This is a genomic window from Salinivibrio sp. HTSP, from assembly GCF_003390965.1.
GTDB classification, from domain to species: Bacteria; Pseudomonadota; Gammaproteobacteria; order Enterobacterales; family Vibrionaceae; genus Salinivibrio; species Salinivibrio kushneri.
Genome location: NZ_PXUD01000026.1, coordinates 41764 through 62865, shown reverse-complemented (window position 1 = coordinate 62865; position 21102 = coordinate 41764). Strand labels below are relative to the sequence as shown.

Sequence of the window (21102 nt, the reverse complement as noted above, 5' to 3'; positions counted from 1 at the left end):
AGTTTTTATGCTCAGATAGTCATAATAATGTCATTACAATCCGCGAGACGATAGACTATCTGTTACTAAGCGGCAGTCAAAAGCCGTGGTGAATGACACACTTAACACTTCATTGAAGCTCGCTCTCACCGAGCGACAATTTTTAACTTTGGTCTTGAACGTAAGCGGTAACTCAGATGAATACTCTGGAAAAAATACAAAAAAATCTTGAAAACTTCAGCAAATCTGAAAGAAAAGTTGCTGAAATCATTGTCGCCTCCCCTCAAACCGCTATTCACTCGAGTATTGCGACGTTGGCAAAGATGGCTGATGTGAGCGAGCCAACGGTTAACCGTTTCTGTCGTCGCCTCGACACCAAAGGCTTCCCAGACTTTAAACTTCACCTCGCGCAAAGCTTGGCCAATGGCACCCCGTATGTGAACCGCAACGTTGAAGAAAACGATGGCGCCGATGCTTACACGGCGAAGATTTTTGAGTCAACCATGGCCTGTTTGGATGTGGCGAAAAACAGCATCGACACGCACCAAATTAACCGCGCAGTCGATATGCTGACCCAAGCGAAAAAAATCGCCTTTTTCGGCCTGGGCGCCTCAGCGTCAGTGGCGCATGACGCGCAAAACAAGTTCTTCCGTTTTAACATTCCGGTGGTGTGCTTTAACGACATCGTGATGCAACGAATGAGCTGCATTAACTGTAATGACGGCGATGTGGTGGTGATGATTTCACACACCGGGCGTACCAAGAGTTTGGTCGATGTGGCTAACTTAGCGCGCGAGAACGGTGCCACCGTCATTGGCATCACCCAGCGCGACTCGCCGCTAGATAAAGTGTGTTCGCACACCATCCAGCTCGACGTGCCAGAAGACACCGACGAATACATGCCGATGGCCAGCCGGGTCGTGCAAATGACGGTGATCGATGTGCTGGCCACTGGTTTTACGCTTCGCCGCGGGCCTGGATTTAGAGATAACTTGAAGCGTGTCAAAGAAGCCATTCGCGATTCACGCTTTCATAAAGAATCCCTGACCTAACTAAGAGGAGTGCGTTGGCACTCCTTTTTTGTGTCATCTATTCGACGTTTTTAATGCGCTACACTGGTGTCAGCACCTCGTCGAATCCACGACTTGGCGGTGATGTTGCCCTTTCTGCTTTATCCCTTAAAACATCATCCTGTATATAGGAGTTAATCATGTCTGCAAAACTGAGAAGAACGAAGATTGTTACCACACTCGGCCCTGCCACCGACAAAGACAGTGTATTGGAATCGATTATTGCCGCCGGTGCTAACGTCGTTCGCCTTAACTTCTCTCACGGCAGTGCGGAAGACCATATTAAACGCGCCGATCAAGTGCGCGCGATTGCGGCGAAGCTTGGTCGTCACGTGGGTATTTTGGGTGATTTACAAGGCCCTAAAATCCGAGTGTCTACCTTTAAAGAGGGTGCCATCACTCTGGCGGTAGGTGATAAATTCACCTTGGATGGCGAGCTTTCGCCTGGCATGGGCGACCAAGACGCGGTCGGCCTTGACTATAAAGCCCTGCCCCAGGACGTTACCAATGGCGATATTCTGCTGCTCGATGATGGTCGCGTACAGCTCAAGGTATTGGCGGTTGAAGGGGCCAAGGTACACACCGAGGTCACGGTAGGCGGTAAGCTCTCTAACAACAAAGGGATCAACAAAAAAGGCGGTGGCCTGTCTGCCCCTGCGTTGACCGAAAAAGACAAGCAAGACATTCTCACTGCCGCCAAAATCGGCGTCGACTTCTTAGCGATCTCCTTCCCGCGCAACGGCCAAGATATGCACTATGCCCGCTCGTTGGCGCGCGATGCTGGCTTGGACGCGCGTTTGGTGGCCAAAGTCGAACGCGCCGAAACCGTGATCAGCGATGAGAGCATTGATGACATTATTGAAGCGTCTGACGTGGTGATGGTCGCGCGGGGCGATCTGGGTGTCGAAATTGGTGATCCAGAGTTGGTTGGGGTACAAAAGCAACTCATTCGCCGCGCCCGCAGCATGAACCGTTTGGTGATCACCGCCACCCAGATGATGGAATCAATGATTTCCGCCCCTATGCCTACTCGCGCGGAGGTGATGGATGTGGCCAATGCGGTACTGGATGGTACGGATGCAGTGATGCTATCGGCAGAAACCGCCGCAGGCCAGTACCCACTGGAAACGGTACGCTCAATGGCCGAGGTCTGTATCGGGGCTGAGAAGATGCCGTCGGTCAATATCTCCAACCATCGTCTCGATCGTCAGTTTGATAGCCAAGAAGAAACAGTCTCTATGGCCACCATGTATGCGGCGAACCATATGCAAGGGGTGAAAGCCATGGTGTCACTGACCGAGTCTGGCCGTACGGCCTTGATGATGTCGCGCATCTCTTCCGGTAAGCCCATTTTTGCGCTATCGCGTCATGAACACACACTTAACCGTGCCGCCCTTTATCGTGGTGTGACGCCGGTGTATTTTGACAGCGACAGCGGTGCAGGCCTGCAAGTGGCGGAGCGTGCCCTGCAAACCTTGAAAGAAGGTGGCTTTTTGGCCGAAGGCGATCAGGTGATCATGACCCAAGGCGACCAAATGGAAGTGATTGGCTCTACCAACACCATGCGTGTGCTGACAGTGAAATAACTCGCGGATAAGCGCACACTGAAAAAGCAAAAGGCGATCTAGCTGGGTCGCCTTTTATGTTTGTCGTTGGAGTCCGCTAATGCTCTAATGAGACCCTCGCGAGTCAATCTGGTTTAGGTCGCCAGTGCGGATTGATATGCGCCATTAAGATATGATCTTCCCATTGGCCATTAATCAACAAATAGTCTCGCGCTCGGCCCTCATGTTCAAAGCCGACCGCCTCCAATACCTTGGCACTACGCTGGTTACATGGCATGTAGGACGCACACACACGATGGATGTGAACGTTATCAAACAGCCACTGGTTCGTCGCGGCAAGCGCCCGACGCATGATCCCTTGTCCTTGTGCCGCTTCATCAAGCGAATAACCCACGGTGCACGAATAAGATGGGTATTGCATCACACTGGTATACGAAATCACCCCTAACACTTGAGGCAAGTCTTGCTTGGCAATCAAAAAGTAATACGCCAGCTGATGCTTTTGTAACTCCATCAACTGCAGCACGCGTCGCTTCCACCCCTGCTCAGTATAAAAGCCCGCCGCACGTTCAGGCTCCCAAGGCGCGAGAAAATCACGGTTGCGCTGAAAGTACTGCACCACCCGGGTCACGTCTTCATGGCTGATGGCATCAATGCGCAGCTCATCAACGGACAAACGCGGGAAGTGGCTAATCGACGACTGATACATACTGGCTTCCTGCATCGGCTTACTTTTTACCAATCCCGTAGTCGCGCAGTTTGTTAGCAATCGCGGTGTGCGAGACATCCAATCGCTTGGCCAGCTTGCGCGTTGAAGGGTAGCTTCGATACAGGTTATGCAAAATCCCCGACTCGTAACGCTTCATGATTTCATCCAATGAGCCATCCATCGATTCTTCACTCATAAACTGGGTGTTTTCAATTTCTGGCAGTTGGACGTCATCGATCGTCATCACTTCTGCATCAATTTGCGTCATCGCATGAAGCAGTACATTGCGTAACTGGCGGATATTCCCGGGCCACGCATAATGTGTCAGATAATCAGCCAAGGCTTCGTCGATGCGCGGCTTAGATTGCCCCAAGTCGGCAGCAAATTGTTTGACGAACAGCTCTGCCAGCGGCATCACATCGGCCGTTCGCTCTCTAAGTGGTGGCACGGTTAGCGATAACACATTGAGGCGATAGAAGAGATCTTCACGGAACTGATGGGCCGCCACCAGCTCGGGCAAGTTTTTCTGAGTCGAACAAATAACGCGCACATCCACCTGCATCTCGCGTTCTTCGCCGACACGACGGAAGGTCCCGTCTTGCATAAAGCGCAACAGTTTTACTTGCAGGTGGCGGCTCATTTCGCCGACTTCGTACAAGAATACGGTGCCACCATCCGCTTGCTCTAAAATGCCTTTTTTGGCGCTACCGCCTTCTTCGGCGGCCGCCATGCCAAACAATTCGGTTTCAGCGGCGTTATCTGGCATAGATACACAGTTAACGAGTAGGAAAGGTTTATCCGCGCGCAAGGAGTGACGGTGGCAGGCACGCGCTATCATTTCTTTACCTGTACCGGTTTCGCCTTGTACTAACAGTGGTGCATCCAACATCGCCAGTTTTTTCGCTTGGCCAATGAGCTGCTTAAACTTGTTTGATTGACCCACAAGATGATCAAACCCATGATCGCTCGGGGTACGGAACACGGTTTGCGAGGTGTTATTCATCGCCACCTGCTTAAGCTGCACCACCGCACTCACCAATACAGGCTGCTCACTTTCGTCATTGATGTGCACTGGCATCACTTCCATGAGGAAGTCGAGTCCGGCCATCACCACCATCCGACAGCTTTGACTGGCTTCTTCTTTTTCCAGCCAGTGGGCAAACTGAAAGTCGGGAAACACGCTGTTGGCATGTTCATCGATAAGTTGGTGTTCACTCGAGCCAATCAAGTCTTGCGCCGCCTTGTTGGCCATATCAATGTAGCCATCGAGGTTAATCGACACCACAGGATCGGTCAGGCTTTCAACTAGTGCGCGCAACTCTTTGTGCTCGCGCTCAGCCGGTAAAAACTGTACTTTGCGTACGTCGGTGACCCCAGAAATCAGTCGAATTTCTGACATCAACTGGCTAAAGGCGTCGAATTCAATTTCCGGACAGTTGAGGTATATGATCCCGACCTGGTCAATTTCAATACCCCGCAGGTCGATGTCGCGGCGCACCAGAATATCGAGGAGTTCGCGGGTAAGCCCGATCCTATCTTCACAACAGACTTTCAGTCTCATAATGGATTCCTGTGACTTGACAGTGATACCCAATACCGGCAGCAAGCCTTGTGGCGATGCATACTTAAAACTCTGCCCGCTTCAACGGGTTACTGAAGCATTCATCGTCGTGGCTGCCTGCGCTGCATTAGCTGTCAGGATAAGTTGACACTGAAGCGGAGTTTGAGCGGGTTAGGGGGAACAGTCAAGCCCTGATACGATTTTTGCTTTACGCCGTCACGTTTGTAGCACAGAAAACACGCAATTAACTCACTGATTATTCTATGAATACGAGCGTGGCTGGTGAGTTTGCCTCCCAGCCACCTTCTTGACGTGCATTATCACGCATTTTGTTGACGCTTGCCCGCCAGTCGCTTGATTAACTCACGGCGAAGCTGCGACAGGCTGGGCGCGGCTTGACCATGCCAAGGCAGTGGCCGCATCAATGTCATGGTTTTTAGCCCTAACCGCGCAGTGAGCAGGCCAATACCGAGCCCCTGCGCCACCCGGCCTGATACGCGACCCGCGATATTCACCGACAGCACATCAAAGCCCACATCGGTCATCGCCTCACTGGCACCCGCCAGCGCCATGTTGGTGAGCACCATTTTCAGTAAACGAAAACGCGCTTTAACGCCCAGTTGGATCCCGTAGATCTGCGCGATACGCGTCATCAAGTAAAAATTACGCCACGCCACCAGCAACATATCTGCTACCGCCAACGGGCTGACCGCCACCATGAGTGCGGCTTCTTGCGCGTGCTTGGTGACCAAAGCACGCGCCGCTTTATCTTGTGCGCTGAGCACTTGCTGCTCATAGAGGCTCAGAATTTCACTGTCACTATGTGTGGCCGCCAATTGCTGCTGCCAGTTGGCAAAGGCGGCCGTTTGCGCCTGCCCGGTTTGCTCGGCCAGTTGCTGACAAAACCGCTCTCCTTGCCCCACCGCATCACTGCTTAGCAGCTGCTCTGCTTGTTCTCGTACCGCCTCACGCTCCACCAAGCGGCGCATCGCCCGCCACTCTTTGCCTAGCATCACCAGTCCAGTGGTGGCAAGCGCGATCAGCAGGCCTTGCCAACCCAGGCTCAACCAATCTCGCGCCAGCCAGCTTTGATAGACGCTGTCCGCTGATTGCCACACCGCGAGTAATACAGTCACTAATAGCAAAAACGGCCATACGCGGCGACGTTGTCGTGGCGAAGGCGTTAGGGTCGCTTCAAGTTCCGCATCCCACTCTTCACTCGGTGCAGGGGTAAAATCGGTTTCCGATTGGAACTGTATGCCTTGTTGGATTCGACTTTCCGTGTCGTGTTCTACATCCACATCCTGTGCAAAAGTTTGCTTTGGCTTGTATTGCGTCATCGCGCTCTCACTTATCGAAATTTATCGCCCAGCAAGTAATCCAATGCCTTATCCATACGAATGTGCGGTAACGGCGCATCCAGGGGCGCTTGCTGAGGGCGGAAAGAGGGAAAATCAAACCCTTGCGCTTGCCAGAATGTCTCTTCAGGTAACTGCGCTGGCACATCACCCGGGTACAAGGTGACTGGCGAATTGTCGGCAAGAAAGCCTTTTAGCGCGCGCTGGTTTTCGCCTTTTACCGAGACATAACCGGGTGTGGTGGCTTCAATCGCGGCAACACTTTGGCAACGCATATCAATGCCCTCGAACGCGGCTTGCTGCCACGCCTGATGAACGATTTGTTGTAATAAGCTCACCATATTTGGGTGTTGATCGGGGGTCACATGATCGGCTTTAGTGGCCGCAAACAAGACCTTGTCAATCCGTGGTGAAAACAGTCGTTTCATCAACCCTGACTTGCCATATTTAAAGCTTTGCATCAGCTGCTCAACGGCAAGACGCATATCATGAAACGCCGCGGGGCCAGCATTCAGGGGCTGTAAGGTATCTACCAAGATCACTTGCCGGTCAATTTTGGCAAAATGCTCGCGATAAAAATTAGCAACCACGTGCTCGCAATAATAGTCGTAGCGCGCTTTTAGCACACCGTAGTTGGAGTCTTTCCCGGCTTTGGCCAACGCTTGCTCGTCCTGTTTCCCCACCCATGGGAAGAACTGCACCACAGGCGCGCCCGCTAGTTCACCTGGCAGCACAAATCGACCTGGCTGCACCCAGTGCAAGCCTCCGTGCGCTTTACACTGATGCAAAAACGCGGTGTAGTCTTCGGCAATGTCCGCCAGCATTTTTTCATCCGCCGGGGCAAATGGATCAAGCGCCGCCGCTTTGGTTGTCCAGGTGGCCGCCAGCTCGCCGCGGCGACCAGTGAGTAGCCCTGCTTGTTTGGTCGACCATTGCGAGTAGCTTTGGCTTAACAAGGGCAAATCGAGCAGCCACTCCCCCGGATAATCGACAATATCCACGTATAGCGTGGCCATTTCATTGATTGCCCTCAGTGCTGCCGACTGGGGGCGATAGCGCACCGCGAGGCGTACTTCACTGACATCACGTGTCGGTGACGGCCATACCGGTGGGGTTTGATGAAGCGCCTGCATGGCACTGTCGTAATCAAACGCGGGCAGATGCATGTGCGGATGGGGCTCTCGACGTGCACCCAATCCCCGCCCCTGTTGCACCAATGACATCAGCGGTAAGTTAGGCTCAGTACCCAACTGCGTCAGTTGATTAATGAGAGAAGTAATAAAGGCGGTTTTACCCGCACGAGAAAGACCGGTTACCGCGAGGCGAACATGACGGTCAGCCCCACGGCTCACCCACTGCTTCACACGCCTTTTCACTGATGGCATAGGTTGATATGGCTCCTAATTGGCCAAGCTGCCCAAACAGGGCAGCAAGGTTAGAGTTGTTTGAAGGCTTGGTCGACGTTAAAGGTCGAAGAGGTCACATAGGCTTCCATGTGCGTCACCTTATCTTCCATTTGGCTAAATTCACGGTCGAGATCGGCAATCAATTGGCTCGCCGATTTTCCTGACTGCCAAGGTTTTTGCTTCACTTGATGCTCTTGTTGCGCGGCACTCGGCTCTTGCCTGACCTCTGGCGGCTTTTTATCCAGGATCAATACCGCCGCGATATAAGCGACCACCACAAAGAACCCAAAACCGAGTAAAAACGCCGAGACAGTGAGGATGCGCACTAACCAAGTTTCCATGCCAAAGTGATTGGCAAGCCCGGCGCACACCCCAGCGATGCGGCCATTTTCTGGATCTCTATACAAGGTATTACTCATGCGCGTTGCCTCCAGTGGGGGGCTTCTGCATCCAATAAACGTTCTAGGTTATCTACCCGCGCCTGCAGCTTTTCGGCACGTTGCGCCAGTTGTTGCAGTGTCTCGTAATCTTGCCCACTCAGGCCTTGCGCCACTTGACGCTTACTGCGGTAATGCAGAAATAACCACAGCGGGGCGACAAACAGCAGAAAAATCGCCAGTGGGAAACCGAGAAATAATGATGACATGTCCGCTCCTTGTGGTATCGGTTACGATTGGTTGTTTTTCATTTTGGCTTTTAAAGACGCCAGCTCTTTTTCAATCTCATCTTGCGCTTGTAAGTCAGCGAACTCGTCTTCTAGGCCTTTGCCCTGGCCGACTTGATAACTGTCCGCTTCTGCTTCTAGTTCGTCAATACGGCGCTCATATTGTTCAAATTTTGCCATCGCTTCATCGGCGCGGCCACTGCCAAGGTGACGGCGCACATCGCGACGATTACCCGCGGTTTCACGACGAATTGTCAGTGATTGCTGACGTGCGCGTGTCTCGCTTAACTTGGTTTCTAGTGCCGCAATTTCGCCAGCAAGCTTCTCTACGCTTTCGTTAATCAGCGTCAGCTCCTCATCCAACGCAACTTTAACATCATGCGCTTTCTGCTTCTCAATCAATGCCGCACGAGCCAGGTCTTCACGATCTTTTTGCAATGCGAGTGAGGCTTTGTCCTGCCACTCTTGGATCTGACGCTCGATATTTTCAATTTTACGCGCAACTTCTTTTTTATCGGCTAGCGCTTTTGCCGACGAGGTACGCACTTCAACGAGGGTGTCCTCCATTTCTTGAATGATCAAACGGATCATTTTTTGTGGATCTTCTGCCTTGTCTAACAAGGCGTTGACGTTAGCATTCACAATATCAGCAAAACGCGAAAAAATTCCCATTATAAACTCCTTAATACGCTTCCTCATTGATGAGCCAGAGAGTTAAGGCCAATGGCGCATTAACCCGTGGTACTCGGCTCTGACACACCCAATAGGATTCAAATCCCATGCCAACTTTTAAGTCATTTATTTTCAATAACTTAAAAGGGATTGCGTTACCCCACTAAAAAGGCCATGATGAAGAAAACCACTATTTGGTAAAAATCGCCATGCGTGAACAAGACAATTTATTGGGTGAATCGGATCGTTTTCTCGCCGTGTTGGATCATGTCAGCCAACTGGCACCGCTTAACCGTCCAGTGCTGATTATGGGTGAGCGCGGAACCGGGAAAGAGTTGATTGCACAGCGTCTTCATTATCTCTCAGCACGCTGGTCGCAACCATTGGTGAGTTTAAATTGCGCCGCACTCAGCGAAGGATTGATCGACTCCGAGTTATTCGGCCACGAAGCCGGCGCCTTTACCAGCGCCAAAGGCCGACATGCGGGACGCTTTGAGCGGGCGGAAGGCGGCACCTTGTTTTTGGACGAGATCGCCACCGCGCCATTGGGCGTGCAGGAAAAGCTGCTGCGGGTGATTGAATATGGCGAGTATGAGCGGGTAGGTGGTGTCTCTCCCCTGCGTGCCGATGTGCGCCTTATCTGTGCCACTAATGAAGACTTACCTGGATTGGCACATGAGAACCGCTTTCGACCCGACTTGCTTGATCGGCTGGCGTTTGATGTCATTCACCTCCCGCCACTTCGCGAGCGTCAGCAAGATATTTTGTTATTGGCTGAGCACTTTGCGATGAAAATGGCCGTGGAGCTTGGCTACGCGTTATTTGCCGGCTTTTCCGAGCACGCTAAGTCTCAATTGTTAACGCATACGTGGCCAGGCAATGTGCGTGAATTAAAAAATGCCGTCGAGCGTGCCCTCTCCCGTCACAATGATCCCAACACGCCCATCGACACGATTTGTTTAGACCCTTTTTCACCGCCTTGGCAGCGGGCTCATTCTGCGGTCACTGCGGCCACTTCCACCACCAAAGCCGACTCACTGCCCCCTCTGCCACTCGACCTCCGTCAATGGCAAACCACGCAAGAACGCGATTTGGTCACAGCGGCGCTGTCGCAAGCCAACTATCATCAGAGAAAGGCCGCGCAGTTACTTGGCCTAAGCTACCATCAATTTAGGGGGCTGCTGCGAAAACATAACGTGGGGCAACACGACGCGCATGACCCGATGCGCTGAGTGTACGGACACAGATACACCCCCAATGCAAAGAAACACCAGATAGCCCCTACTTTGCTTGGTGGTAAAGCCGTTTCGGTGGTAGATTACGGGGTTTACTTTGATAGCTGATTTCACTTGGTTTATGCGCGTTTTTTTCCAGTTTTTGATCCTGGGGGTGAGTGGTCTGCTCCTTGCAGGTTGTGACGCTGCCAGCGATCAACGTGCGGCCGACAATCGTGGCTTTGTGTTTTGTGGCCCTGGCCAGCCGAACACCTTTAACCCTCAGTTGACCGATGGCGGCCTCACGGCTGATACCTTGTCGAGTCAGCTTTATGACCGTCTGCTGCGACTCAATCCCGAGACGTATCAACCCGAGGCGATGCTAGCAAAAAGCTGGCAGGTGAGTGATGATGGTAAAACCTACACCTTTTCTCTGCGTCGTGGCGTCGCGTTTCATCGCAGTGTTCAGTTTACCCCTTCGCGGTACCTCAACGCCGACGATGTGGTGTTTTCCTTTCGTCGCCTTATTAACCCACGCCATCCTTTTCATCACGTTTCCGGTGGTCAGTATCCGTGGTTTGATAGCATGAACTTTGCCGGCTTGGTGACCAGCGTTAAAGCGCTCGACACCTACCGCGTGCAATTTACCCTCTCTCGGCCCGATGTCTCTTTTCTCTCCACCTTGGCTACCAACTTTTCAGTGATCCTTTCAAAAGAGTATGCCAACCAATTGCTGGAGGCGGGCACACCAGAGAAGCTCGATACCTATCCGGTTGGTACCGGCCCTTTCGCGCTGGCGGAGTACCAGCCACGCGAGCTTATTCGACTGCGCCGCCATTGGCAGTACTGGCAAGGCCCTGCGCCGATGGAACAGGTGGTGTTTGATGTTTCCACGCGCGGCACAGGGACGCTTGCAAAAATGCTGACCGGCGAGTGTGATGTGCTCGCCTCGCCCGTCGCGAGCCAGCTTCCCGTGGTTGTCGGTGATGAGCGCTTTAGTTTATCGTCGCAAACAGGGATGAATGTGGCCTTTATTGCGCTCAATACCCGCCACCCTGCGTTATCGGAAGTGGCAGTACGTCAAGCGATTAACCTAGCGATTGACCGAGGGGCGCTGCTCAGTTCGGTCTATTATGGCACTGGCGCGCCGGCCACCAGCTTACTGCCACCCATGTCATGGGCCTATGATCCTAATCGAAAAACCCAGTATGATCCCAAGCTGGCCGCGGCATTACTTGCCAAAGCAGGCTATCGTCATGGTTTCAGTGTCGATTTAACCGTGCCGCTTAAACCCACGGCGTTTAACCCCAGCCCCCGTAAAACCGCGGAATTAATCCAAGCGGACTTGGGAGAAATTGGTATCGACGTCGATATTATCCCGGAGAAAACCGTCAATCGCACGTCCATTCGCCAAGGTGATGACAGCCACGATATGGTATTAACGGGATGGGTCGCCGATAATGGCGATCCTGATACGTTTTTACGCCCTTTGCTCACCTGCAACGCGAAGTTTACGGGCTGGAACATCTCTAACTGGTGTAACCGCTTTTTTGACCAAACGCTAAATCAGGCGATTGCCACGGACAAGATAGCCAAGCGCAAGGCGTTATATCAGAAAGCTCAAACTATCCTTGACCGTCGCATGCCCGTCATTCCCCTGGCCCACGGCATTCAGCATCAAGTGCGTGACGCCAGACTAACCGGACTGACAATGACGCCCTTTGGGGCCGACAGTTTCGCCGATGTGTCGCGGGAGCGCTAACCAATGTTGATTTATACGTTACGACGCCTCAACTTATTTTTAATCACCCTAGTGATCCTCACCTTGGTCGCCTATAACATTATGTTGCTGGCACCCCATTCAAATTGGCACCAATTTGATTACTGGATAGGCTGGATTTACTACATTCGCCAACTGCTTGATGGCGACCTCGGATTAGCCGTCAATGGCTCACCGGTTGTCGAGACACTGGCGCACGTCGCACCCGCGACCTTAGAGCTATGCTTTGCCGCGCTCTTTATTAGCTTGATTGTGGGCGTGCCATTAGGCACGCTGGCTGGCATTCGTAGCCAAGGGCCTGCAGATAAAGTGATTTCTTCGTTTGCCCTGGTGGTGTTCTCCATCCCTACATTCTGGTTGGCTATCCTCTTTATCATGGTTTTCTCGCTCGACTTACAGTGGTTTCCGGTGTCTGGGCGCTATAACCTTTTGTATGAAATCCCGCATATTTCCGGCTTCGCGCTGGTGGATTTGTGGCTGTCAGACTTACCGCTACAAGGCAAGGCCGCAACAGATATTGTCCGCCACCTGGTGTTACCGACCCTAACGCTTGCCGTGGTCCCGACCACCGAGATCATTAAAATGGTACGCGACTCTATGGCCTATGTGATGCGACAGAATTACATCAAAGCCGCCGCGACCAAGGGGCTATCAAAAACGGAAATCGTGCTTCGTCACGGGATGAAAAACGCCATTCCACCGATCATCCCTAATTTTGGTTTACTGGTTTCCACTATGGTGACCTTTGTGATCATCGTCGAGTCAGTCTTTAACTGGCCTGGGATTGGGCGCTGGCTACTCGATACGCTCATCGCTAAAGATTATGTGTCAGTACAAGGCGGCGTCTTGGTCATTGGTGGGTTTGTATTACTGATTAATATCATCTCGGATGTATTGGGGGCTTTTATGAACCCGCTGGTAAGGAAAAAATGGTATGCCCTCAAATAGTGTGTACGTTGAACAGCATATCCCGACCCAATTCGAGCGCACCTGGAATGCGTTTCGTCGCAACAAGCTTGCGGTGATTGGCTTTTGGTGCCTGGTTGGGCTCATCCTGGTTACCTTATTTGCCCCCCTTCTCGCCCCGTGGAGCCCGCAGCATCAAACAGGCCACTTACTGATGGCGCCCTCTTGGGTGCAATCAGGGCAAATTGAGTACTTTTTAGGGACCGATGATCTGAGCCGCGATATGCTCTCACGCCTGATTGCGGGCTCTCGACTCACCTTTGGCTATGCGCTGATCACCGCATTGGCCGCGTCGCTGGTCGGTGTGGCGATTGGCGTACTGGCTGGGATGACCAAGGGACTCAAGTCGAGTGTATTAAACCATATCCTAGATAGTATCCTTTCTATTCCATCATTATTGTTGGCCATTATCGTGGTGGCGTTTTTAGGTGTGGGAGAAACCCAAGTATTACTCGCTATTTGGCTATCACTGATCCCACGTATCATTCGCGCCGTGTATACTGCGGTGCATGATGAAATAGGGAAAGACTATATCATTGCCGCGCGCTTAGATGGGGCCAATGATTTTTATCTCCTTTATCACTCGATTTTGCCCAATATCGTCACTGTGCTGAGTACCGAAATTACCCGCGCGATTTCTGTCGCCATTCTTGATGTGGCGGCACTCGGCTTTTTAGGTCTTGGGGCACAGCCGCCCGCGCCTGAATGGGGCGCCATGTTAGGGGATTCTGTTGAGCTGATTTTCACTGCGCCTTGGACGGTCACTTTGCCTGGAATGGCGATTGCGTTCAGTGTGTTGGTTGTTAACCTAGTGGGTGAGGGGATCAGCCAAGCCATCAACGCAGGAACTGAATAATGCCGTTACTTGATATTCGACACCTGACCATAGAAATAGAAACCCCACAAGGCATGGTGAAAGCCGTCGATCGTATGAGTTTGACCATCAATGATGGTGAAATTCGTGGCTTGGTGGGTGAATCTGGCTCAGGCAAAAGCTTGGTGGCTAAAGCCATTTGCGGCGTCACTAAGGATCAATGGCATGTGACCGCCGACCGATTACGCTTGGGTAATATCGACCTATTAGAACTGCCCGCGCGCGAACGTCGCCATGTGGTCGGCAAAGACATTGCGATGATTTTCCAAGAGCCCTCTACCTGTCTTGACCCTTCCGAAGTGGTGGGACATCAGCTTGAAGAGGCGATTCCGCCCGCTTCATTCTCAGGCAGTTGGTGGCAGCGTTTGAATTGGCGCAAACAACATTCGATTGCCTTGCTGCATAAAGTGGGCATCAAGGATCACAAGCGAGTCATGGAAAGCTACCCGTATGAGCTGACCGATGGCGAGTGTCAAAAGGTGATGATTGCGATGGCGATTGCCAACCGCCCTCGCCTATTGATTGCCGATGAACCGACCAACGAGTTAGATCCCATTACTCAGGCGCAGATATTTCGTTTACTGAGTCGCACCAATCAGCTCTCCAACACCACCATATTGCTGATTAGTCATGACCTGACCTTGGTGACGCGTTGGGCTGATAGGATCACCGTGATGTATTGTGGCCAGTCAGTGGAATCGGGTAACCGCGAGCAAATTTTGACGACGCCGCACCACCCCTATACCGATGCCTTATTGCGGACGATGCCTGATTTTAGTCGCGACATCCCCCACAAGAGCAAGCTAGAGACCTTGCCTGGCTCAATACCGCCACTACAGCATTTGCCCATCGGTTGTCGACTGGGGCCACGTTGCCCGTATGCACAGCGTAAATGTGTGGAAACCCCACATACGCAAAAAGTGAAAAACCATAAATTTGCCTGTCATTTCCCACTCAACATGGAGAACAAGCATGGCCGCTCTTCTTGAAATAGATGGGCTCACCAAAGATTATCATCACCGGACTGGGTGGTTGAGAAAGCGTGTCACTCATGCGGTTAAGCCTGTGTCTTTCTCATTAGATGTTGGGGAAACCATTGCCTTTGTGGGCGAAAATGGCTCAGGAAAATCGACGCTGGCACGCATGATTGCGGGTGTTATCGAGCCGACGGCAGGGCAAATCCGAGTTAATGGCGAGACGCTGCGTTACAAAGACTACCAAACCCGCTGTAAATTGATTCGGATGATCTTCCAAGATCCGAACACCTCGCTCAACCCACGCAATCAGATCGGGCAAATCTTAGAAGGCCCCTTGCGACGAAACACCAACATGACCCCGCAAGAGCGCGGCAAACGCATTAAGAACACGCTATTGCGTGTGGGCTTGTTACCCGAGCACGCCTACTTTTATCCGCAAATGCTGGCCACCGGCCAAAAGCAACGGGTATCGCTTGCGAGAGCCTTAATTCTTCAGCCCAGTGTCATTATCGCTGATGAAGCCTTAAATGGCTTGGATATGTCCATGCGCTCGCAGATCATCAACTTGTTGCTGGAGTTACAAGATGAGATGGGACTGTCTTACGTGTATGTGTCTCAGCATATGGGGGTGATTAAACACGTTACTGACAAATTGATGGTGATGCAAAAAGGGAACGTGGTGGAATCAGGCAATACCGCAGACATTTTTGCCAACCCGCAACACGGCTTGACGCAAAGGCTGATTGATAGTCATTTTACCGCACCTGTCTTAGACCGGCGTTCGCGTAAATCAGCTGGCGCACGGCCATAGCCTGATCAAGAGCGGCATTGTTAGCCGCTCTTTTTATTGCCATTTATCTATGATCTTAATCGCTTAGCTAGTTAACGTTTGGTTGATCGCTGCCAGCACAGCAGCAGGATCGGCTGCCTGCGTTACTGGCCGACCGATCACAAGATAATCAGAGCCCGCTTGCACCGCTTCTTTTGGCGTCATCACTCGGCGTTGGTCACCTTGGTCACTGCCGGCGGGACGGATCCCCGGAGTGATCAACTTAAACCCATCTCCACATTCAGCCTTCAATAGACTGGCTTCATGCGCAGAGCACACCACCCCATCAAGCCCTGCCTGCTTGGTTAACCCCGCTAAGCGCTGCACCTGTGCTTGCGGTGACGTATGAAGGCCACTGTCAGCTAAATCGTTTGCTGTCATGCTGGTCAGTACGGTCACGCCAATCAACCAGGGGCGATTGCCGCCATAGGGGGCCAGGGCTTCACGTGCTGCAACCATCATTCGCTCGCCACCAGAGGCGTGGACGTTGACCATCCAGACCCCTAACTCAGCCGCCGCCGACACCGCACGTGCACACGTATTGGGGATGTCGTGGAATTTAAGATCGAGAAATACCTCATGTCCCCCCGCGTGCAGCTGTTTAACTAATGCCGGCCCAAATAAGGTGAACATTTCTTTGCCCACTTTTAAGCGACATGAGCCCGGCTCAATTTTATCCACAAAGGCCAGTGCTTGATTCATGTCTGCGTAATCGAGTGCCACGATGACTTTTGGGTCGTGCATGTTGTCTCCTTGTTCCTTATATAGTGTTCAACTAAGCGGTGATTCCCGCGCGATAGATAAAAAAACGGCGATGCCAATGCATCGCCCTTATTCACCATCAAGCCCCCGGATTGGCTTGATTGCCCCCCAGCTTTTGCAGGACGGACATTGCCAGTAAAGCGCGTGAGTGGAGAAGCCGCATTTTCGACAACGATAATGCGGTTTCACCTTCATCTGTTCGGCGACCAAGTCTTTTAGCGTGTTCAGACTGGTTTTTGCGCGTCCCTCTTCCGCTTGCTCAACATGGTATTCCATTAACTTGTGAAAGCCGCGCATGGTCGGATTGCGAGTAAGCTGGCGAGTGAGAAAGCTTTGCGCCATCGCGATATTTTCGTTGTTACCGATCACCTCTGATAGCATCAACTCCGCGCTGACCCCAGCATTCTTTTCAATGCATTCTTTTAAAAACCGAACCAGATGCATTTCACGCCCTAGCGCGCGATAGCTCTCCGCCAACAGTGGTAACGCCTCACTGACAAAGTCCGCATCCTGCTCTAGGATGTTCTCTAGCTGCTTGATGGCGCCTTTATAATCTTGGTGCTCAATATCAAGCTTGGCCAGCTTCAAGCTGGCGCGCACGCAACTTTTATCATACGACAAGGCGCGACGTAGCCATTGTCGTGCTTTATGTTCGTCGCCATCGGCGAGCTGTTGCATCGCCAGCTCACAATGAAAATGGGCAATGTCTTTACGTAACTTGTGCTTGCCCATCTTGACCAGTTTACTCGCGGTATCAATCGCGTTTTCCCACTCTCGGGTTTGCTGAAAGATAGCCAACAACTGCTGAAGGGCAAATTCTTGATAATCTGGCTCATCCACCAGCTCGGAAAATATCTTTTCTGCGCGATCAAAAAACCCGGCGACCATGTAATCTTTGGCCAGCTGTTGCATGGCGAGGTTGCGTTGATCAAGCGTCAGATTAGGGCGAGCAATCAGGTTCTGGTGGATGCGAATCGCGCGATCGACTTCGCCCCGAGAGCGAAACAGATTGCCAAGGGCAAGGTGGGTATCAATGGTCTCATTGTCGACCTGGAGTAGCTCGATAAACAGATCGACTGCTTTATCTGATTGTTCAGACAGCAGCAGATTGAGCCCCGCCACATACTGACGAGACAAGTGATGTGACTGTTCTTGCCGTCGATGACGAGCATTCCTGTTACCCATATACCAGCCGTAACCGGCCGCAATGGGGAGCAACAGAAACAACAGCTCTAGCATGAATTATTGTTCCTTAAGCGGGTCCGTGCGCAATTTATCAAGTTCTTTGCGTTGCTTATCCACCTGCTTACGCAGTCTTCGAGCGGTCACTCTCGCTTTTAGGTATAACGCACCGCAGACTAACCAGCCAATGCCAAAACCCATGACAAAGACGATACCCAAGATCACAGAAAGACGAAATTCCCCTTGGGCAATTAAGTAGTTAAAGTTGACCACATCTTGGTTTTGCGCTCCCAGCGCCAAGGTGATCAGAAAACATAACACCAGAAACAGAATGCCGAGTATTTTCACAAGTATTCCCTCATTGCGAAAGGCCTAGTGCCTCTTCAATTATGGCAGAACGACAAGATGCGAGGCACTTGTCACTGTGAACGTTTGCTTGATACAACAAAACGTTACTAATACACCCTTGGCTCGCGCTGTCCACTCGCATGATGGCAAGTGGCAAGGTTTTAGCTGTGGGTACAAGATCTTACACAGAAGGTATGATTATGCAGGAAATTCGCCACGCAAGCTATGATCGATAGGCATAAAAAAACGGCATACCTACAGCATGCCGTTTTTTCCAGCGTCTATCGCTTAACCATAGATGTTAACGCGATCACGAAGCTCCTTACCAGGTTTGAAGTGCGGGACGTATTTACCGTCAAGCTCCACTTTTTCCCCTGTTTTCGGATTACGCCCCACACGAGGCGCGCGATAATGCAGTGAGAAACTACCAAAACCACGGATTTCGATCCGATCACCGCTTTCAAGTGTGGTCGCCATATGCTCAAGGATTTCCTTGATAGCATCCTCTACCTGCTTAGCAGACAGATGGGCTTGCTGACTACAGAGCCTTTCAATTAACTCAGATTTGGTCATAGACACCCCGCTTTAGTATGTTTCTCAACAGTATAAATGCAGAGGGGGAAAATTTCCCCCTCAACTTATACATTATTCGCTCTTCGCTGCTTTAAACGCGTCAGCCATAGCATTACCGATAGCGCCTTCATCAGATTTGTTCAGGCTAGCCATCGCTTCTTGCTCGTCAGCTTCGTCTTTCAGACGAACAGACAGGTTCAGAACGCGGTTCTTACGGTCAACGCCGGTGAACTTCGCTTCAACGCTGTCGCCAACTGAAAGGACTTGTGTCGCGTCTTCAACACGGTCACGCGCGGCTTCAGAAGCACGCAGATAACCTTCAACACCTTCTGCAAGCTCAACAGTTGCGCCTTTCGCGTCAACAGCCGTTACCGTACCGTTAACGATAGCACCTTTCTTGTTCGCTGCCAGGTAGTTGTTGAATGGGTCTTCTTCCATCTGCTTGATGCCCAGTGAGATACGCTCACGCTCGGCGTCAACCTGAAGAACCACTGCTGAGATCTCGTCGCCTTTCTTGTATTCGCGAACGGCTTCTTCGCCAGCCACGTTCCAAGAAATGTCAGACAAGTGAACCAGACCGTCGATGCCGCCGTCTAGACCGATGAAGATACCGAAGTCAGTGATTGACTTGATCTTACCAGTTACACGATCGCCTTTGTTCTGAGTTTCAGCGAATTGCTGCCATGGGTTGGCTTTACACTGTTTCAGACCAAGGCTGATACGACGACGCTCTTCGTCGATGTCCAGAACCATGACTTCAACTTCGTCACCCACGTTAACCACTTTAGATGGGTGGATGTTCTTGTTGGTCCAGTCCATTTCAGACACGTGTACCAGACCTTCAACGCCTTCTTCGATTTCAACGAAGCAGCCGTAGTCAGTTAGGTTGGTTACACGGCCAGTCAGCTTGTGACCTTCTGGGTAACGGTTAGCAATAGCTACCCATGGATCTTCACCCAGTTGTTTCAGGCCAAGCGATACGCGAGTACGCTCACGGTCAAACTTCAGAACCTTAACGTTGATTTCGTCACCAACATTAACGATTTCTGATGGGTGCTTAACGCGCTTCCACGCCATGTCAGTGATGTGAAGCAGGCCGTCAACGCCGCCAAGATCAACGAACGCACCGTAGTCAGTCAGGTTCTTAACGATACCTTTAACTTCCATGCCTTCTTGCAGAGAAGCTAGCAGCTCGTCACGCTCAACGCTGTTTTCTGACTCGATAACCGCACGACGAGAAACCACAACGTTGTTGCGCTTCTGGTCAAGCTTGATTACTTTGAACTCGAGCTCTTTGCCTTCCAGGTGAGAAGTATCACGTACTGGACGAACGTCAACCAGTGAACCCGGTAGGAACGCACGGATGCCGTTCAGTTCTACGGTGAAACCACCTTTCACTTTACCGTTAATAACACCGTTAACGGTTTCAGCTTCTTCGTACGCTTTCTCTAGCTGGATCCAAGCTTCGTGACGCTTCGCTTTCTCACGAGAAAGCTGAGTTTCACCGAAACCATCTTCCACTGCGTCCAGGGCTACATCGACTTCACCGCCGATTTCAATTTCAAGTTCGCCAGCAGCGTTCTTGAATTGGTCAGCTGGAATAGACGATTCAGATTTCAGGCCTGCGTCAACCAGAACGAAACCGTTCTCGATAGCAACAACAGTACCCTTAACAATAGAACCTGGGCGAGTTTCGATTTCTTTTAGAGACTCTTCAAAGAGTTGAGCAAAAGATTCAGTCATTATATTTAAATCTTCAATTTGATAAACGTCCACGGGTATCCTACCGCATGGGGTTGTTAAATATGTTAGCTATCATCCTTGCAGCTAACGGTTATAGACTGCTTATGCAGCCGATAATTTGCTTTCAATAAACGCCAGTGCCTGTGCAATCACTTCGTCGATTGATAGCGACGTTGAGTCTAGCACTAATGCATCTGACGCGGGACGCAATGGCGCCACCGCTCGATTGCGGTCACGATCATCACGCTCTTGAATTTCGCTTAAAAGGCGGTCAAAGGTAACATTAACCCCCTTGCCTTGCAACTGATGCTGGCGCCGGCGCGCGCGTTCTTCTGCGCTAGCATCCAGGAAGATTTTCGCCTCGGCTTGCGGAAAGACCACGGTGCCCATATCACGGCCATCAGCAATCAAACCTGGCTCGCCGACAAACGCACGCTGACGGCGCAACAATGCCTCGCGAACACGCGGGAGGGCCGCGACTTTTGATGCTTGGTTGCCCACTTGTTCAGTGCGTAAGGCACCAGACACATCTTCCCCTTCGAGGATCACCTTCACCAGCTCACCCTCAGCGATAAATTGGACGTCTAGGTTCGCCGCTAACGGTACCAGGGCGTCTTCTGATGCGGTATCTACGTCATGATGAATCGCCGCTAATGCCAAAACACGGTAGATGGCGCCAGAGTCTAGCAAATGCCAGCCTAGTGTCTCCGCCAACCGCATACATAAGGTTCCTTTTCCTGCACCACTTGGGCCATCTACTGTAATCACAGGCGCCTGTGTCGGCATAAATCTCTCCACGTTCGTCAACTTTACTCGATTCGCGTCGCTTGCGGCTTAAAACGGGTTTGACGCCTAGCATATCGTCATGCG

Annotated in this window: 21 protein-coding genes; 8 read left to right on the top strand and 13 right to left on the bottom strand. The window is 51.6% G+C overall.

Features of this window, described 5'->3' with window-relative positions; all coding sequences use genetic code 11:
- Window positions 1–176 precede the first annotated feature (176 nt).
- Together C7A19_RS05520 and pyk are read left to right on the top strand one after the other, a co-directional pair.
- Window positions 177–1031, top strand: a complete 855-nt coding sequence (locus C7A19_RS05520; RefSeq protein ID WP_046073477.1) for a MurR/RpiR family transcriptional regulator — start codon at window positions 177–179, stop codon at window positions 1029–1031.
- Window positions 1032–1189: 158 nt separating this feature from the next.
- Entirely contained in the window at window positions 1190–2635 is a 1446-nt protein-coding gene (gene pyk / locus C7A19_RS05515) for a pyruvate kinase (RefSeq protein WP_077485662.1), read from the top strand.
- Between the two features lie 103 nt (window positions 2636–2738).
- On the opposite strand, the gene C7A19_RS05510 is transcribed toward pyk, so the two are convergent.
- From C7A19_RS05510 to pspA, 7 genes are all read right to left on the bottom strand, one after another.
- Window positions 2739–3338, bottom strand: coding sequence for a GNAT family N-acetyltransferase (locus C7A19_RS05510; RefSeq protein WP_235614266.1), 600 nt, complete (start codon window positions 3336–3338; stop codon window positions 2739–2741).
- A gap of 4 nt (window positions 3339–3342) precedes the next feature.
- A complete protein-coding gene (gene tyrR, locus C7A19_RS05505; protein ID WP_069361481.1) occupies window positions 3343–4884 on the bottom strand; it encodes a transcriptional regulator TyrR in 1542 nt (513 codons plus the stop codon).
- A gap of 320 nt (window positions 4885–5204) precedes the next feature.
- Window positions 5205–6224, bottom strand: coding sequence for a TIGR01620 family protein (locus C7A19_RS05500; RefSeq protein WP_116644404.1), 1020 nt, complete (start codon window positions 6222–6224; stop codon window positions 5205–5207).
- Window positions 6225–6235: 11 nt separating this feature from the next.
- Window positions 6236–7627, bottom strand: coding sequence for a YcjX family protein (locus C7A19_RS05495; protein ID WP_116644403.1), 1392 nt, complete (start codon window positions 7625–7627; stop codon window positions 6236–6238).
- Window positions 7628–7677: 50 nt separating this feature from the next.
- Window positions 7678–8067: an envelope stress response membrane protein PspC gene (pspC, locus tag C7A19_RS05490; protein WP_069361478.1), complete on the bottom strand. Its 390-nt coding sequence runs from the start codon at window positions 8065–8067 to the stop codon at window positions 7678–7680.
- Window positions 8064–8294: an envelope stress response membrane protein PspB gene (pspB, locus tag C7A19_RS05485; RefSeq protein WP_046073483.1), complete on the bottom strand. Its 231-nt coding sequence runs from the start codon at window positions 8292–8294 to the stop codon at window positions 8064–8066. The genes pspC and pspB overlap by 4 nt, the downstream gene beginning before the upstream one ends.
- A gap of 21 nt (window positions 8295–8315) precedes the next feature.
- On the bottom strand, window positions 8316–8984 hold the full coding sequence (gene pspA / locus C7A19_RS05480; RefSeq protein ID WP_077458064.1) for a phage shock protein PspA: 669 nt from the start codon (window positions 8982–8984) through the stop codon (window positions 8316–8318).
- 209 nt (window positions 8985–9193) lie between these two features.
- Between pspA and pspF the strand changes: the two genes are divergently transcribed.
- From pspF to C7A19_RS05450, 6 genes are all read left to right on the top strand, one after another.
- Window positions 9194–10216, top strand: coding sequence for a phage shock protein operon transcriptional activator (gene pspF, locus C7A19_RS05475; RefSeq protein ID WP_077485652.1), 1023 nt, complete (start codon window positions 9194–9196; stop codon window positions 10214–10216).
- 124 nt (window positions 10217–10340) lie between these two features.
- Window positions 10341–11960: an ABC transporter substrate-binding protein SapA gene (gene sapA / locus C7A19_RS05470; protein ID WP_116644402.1), complete on the top strand. Its 1620-nt coding sequence runs from the start codon at window positions 10341–10343 to the stop codon at window positions 11958–11960.
- A gap of 3 nt (window positions 11961–11963) precedes the next feature.
- Window positions 11964–12926, top strand: a complete 963-nt coding sequence (locus tag C7A19_RS05465) for an ABC transporter permease subunit (protein WP_116644401.1) — start codon at window positions 11964–11966, stop codon at window positions 12924–12926.
- Window positions 12913–13800 (top strand): putrescine export ABC transporter permease SapC, encoded by an 888-nt coding sequence (gene sapC / locus C7A19_RS05460; RefSeq protein WP_069361473.1) that lies wholly within the window; start codon window positions 12913–12915, stop codon window positions 13798–13800. Before C7A19_RS05465 ends, sapC begins: the two co-directional genes overlap by 14 nt.
- Entirely contained in the window at window positions 13800–14807 is a 1008-nt protein-coding gene (locus C7A19_RS05455) for an oligopeptide/dipeptide ABC transporter ATP-binding protein (protein WP_069361472.1), read from the top strand. Before sapC ends, C7A19_RS05455 begins: the two co-directional genes overlap by 1 nt.
- The gene (locus C7A19_RS05450; protein ID WP_077458058.1) at window positions 14791–15606 is read left to right on the top strand and encodes an ATP-binding cassette domain-containing protein; all 816 of its coding nucleotides are present in this window, start codon (window positions 14791–14793) and stop codon (window positions 15604–15606) included. The genes C7A19_RS05455 and C7A19_RS05450 overlap by 17 nt, the downstream gene beginning before the upstream one ends.
- Window positions 15607–15669: 63 nt before the next feature.
- On the opposite strand, the gene pyrF is transcribed toward C7A19_RS05450, so the two are convergent.
- From pyrF to cmk, 6 genes are all read right to left on the bottom strand, one after another.
- Window positions 15670–16368, bottom strand: coding sequence for an orotidine-5'-phosphate decarboxylase (gene pyrF, locus C7A19_RS05445; protein ID WP_077485646.1), 699 nt, complete (start codon window positions 16366–16368; stop codon window positions 15670–15672).
- Between the two features lie 87 nt (window positions 16369–16455).
- Window positions 16456–17625: a lipopolysaccharide assembly protein LapB gene (lapB, locus tag C7A19_RS05440; protein WP_116644400.1), complete on the bottom strand. Its 1170-nt coding sequence runs from the start codon at window positions 17623–17625 to the stop codon at window positions 16456–16458.
- A gap of 3 nt (window positions 17626–17628) precedes the next feature.
- On the bottom strand, window positions 17629–17916 hold the full coding sequence (locus C7A19_RS05435; RefSeq protein WP_116644399.1) for a lipopolysaccharide assembly protein LapA domain-containing protein: 288 nt from the start codon (window positions 17914–17916) through the stop codon (window positions 17629–17631).
- A 288-nt stretch (window positions 17917–18204) separates the two neighbouring features.
- Window positions 18205–18489 carry an integration host factor subunit beta gene (gene ihfB / locus C7A19_RS05430; RefSeq protein ID WP_046073494.1) on the bottom strand — a complete coding sequence of 95 codons (285 nt, stop codon included), beginning with the start codon at window positions 18487–18489 and terminating at the stop codon, window positions 18205–18207.
- A gap of 72 nt (window positions 18490–18561) precedes the next feature.
- Complete coding sequence (gene rpsA, locus C7A19_RS05425; RefSeq protein WP_069361506.1) at window positions 18562–20232, bottom strand: 30S ribosomal protein S1; 1671 nt, start codon at window positions 20230–20232, stop codon at window positions 18562–18564.
- A 102-nt stretch (window positions 20233–20334) separates the two neighbouring features.
- Window positions 20335–21018 (bottom strand): (d)CMP kinase, encoded by a 684-nt coding sequence (gene cmk / locus C7A19_RS05420; RefSeq protein ID WP_069361466.1) that lies wholly within the window; start codon window positions 21016–21018, stop codon window positions 20335–20337.
- Window positions 21019–21102: the final 84 nt, after the last annotated feature.